Source organism: Streptomyces sp. NPDC086549, from assembly GCF_044746205.1.
Taxonomy (GTDB): Bacteria; Actinomycetota; Actinomycetes; order Streptomycetales; family Streptomycetaceae; genus Streptomyces.
Genome location: NZ_JBIVBS010000069.1, coordinates 1 through 1,337, shown reverse-complemented (window position 1 = coordinate 1,337; position 1,337 = coordinate 1). Strand labels below are relative to the sequence as shown.

2 protein-coding genes are annotated in these 1,337 nt (G+C 67.2%); both read left to right on the top strand.

Annotated elements, in window-relative coordinates:
* The first annotated feature begins 57 nt into the window (after positions 1-57).
* Entirely contained in the window at positions 58-927 is an 870-nt protein-coding gene (locus tag ACIPSA_RS51410) for an IS5 family transposase (RefSeq protein ID WP_402649261.1), read from the top strand.
* A 69-nt stretch (positions 928-996) separates the two neighbouring features.
* Complete coding sequence (locus tag ACIPSA_RS51405; protein WP_402649259.1) at positions 997-1,326, top strand: hypothetical protein; 330 nt, start codon at positions 997-999, stop codon at positions 1,324-1,326.
* Positions 1,327-1,337 lie beyond the last annotated feature (11 nt).

The window sequence follows — 1,337 nt, the reverse complement described above, 5'->3', positions numbered from 1 at the left end:
TAGGCCGTGTTTTGGAACTGAGCTCCGGACCGCGCCTCGTGCCGTGATGATCTTGGTGTGGGGCGTGGGGATCTTTCGGATGAGCAGTGGGCGGTGCTGGAACCGTTGTTGCCGGTGGTGGGGGTGGGGCGTCCGGCGCGGAACCGAAGGGGGTTGATCGATGGCGTGCGGTGGCGGGTGCGGACCGGTGCGCCATGGCGGGATCTGCCAGCTGAGTACGGACCCTGGCAGACCGTCTACGGGCTGTTCAGACGTTGGCAGCGCGAGGGTGTGTGGGCCCGGATTCTGACCGCGTTGCAGGGGCGGGCCGATGCGGCCGGCCTGATCACGTGGGAGGTGAACGTCGACTCCACGATCTGTCGTGCCCATCAGCATGCTGCCGGTGCCCGCCGGGACGGGGCTGGACAGAAGGAACCGCCGGGCGGGGTGCGGACAGAGCCGGACGATCACGGGCTGGGTCGGTCGCGGGGCGGGTTCACCACGAAGATCCACCTGGCCTGTGAGCAGGGACAGAAGCCGTTGTCGCTGCTGGTCACCGCTGGTCAGCGAGGTGACAGCCCGCAGTTCGAGCCGGTCCTCGAAGCAATTCGGGTACCCCGCACCGGTGGCGGGCGCCCCCGGGTGCGTCCGTTGCGGGTGCGGGGCGATAAGGCCTACTCCTCGCGCGCCAACCGCGCCTACCTGCGACGACGCGGGATCCGATGCACGATCCCTGAGCCGGCCGACCAGATCCGCAACCGCAAGCGCCGCGGCAGCGCCGGAGGCCGTCCGCCCGCCTTCGACCGGCAGGACTACAAGGCACGGCATGCCGTCGAATGCGGAATCAGCCGCCTTAAACAGCACAGGGCCGTGGCCACCCGGTATGACAAGCTCGCCGTCCGATTCGAAGCGACGGTTCAGATCGCCGCGATCCACCAGTGGCTGTGACCGCCGACTGCTCACGGAGTCGTGCCATGCTGACGACGGAATCGACAGCACACGGTGGGGAGACGTCCAGTGGCCGCCCGGTACTACTGCGTCGACAGCGAGAGCGGCGACCACGTCGACGACCCGTCCGAAGATGCCCTGTTCGACCTGATCGGCGAACTCAACGACTCCGACAACACGTTCGCTGTCATCCAGCCCGACGAGGACGATCCCGCCTGGTTCGCCTCTGTGGCCGTCCTGGACGAAGGCGGTTACGAAATCGTCCTGCGTGACAGCACACGACGTGAACACGAGGTCACCACCGAGACGGACATCGGCGGAATCGCCAATAACCTCATCATCTGGCTGGCTGGCCGAGACTTCCCCGGACGGCCCGCGCGGCAGACCGGCACGTTCTAAAACACGGCCTA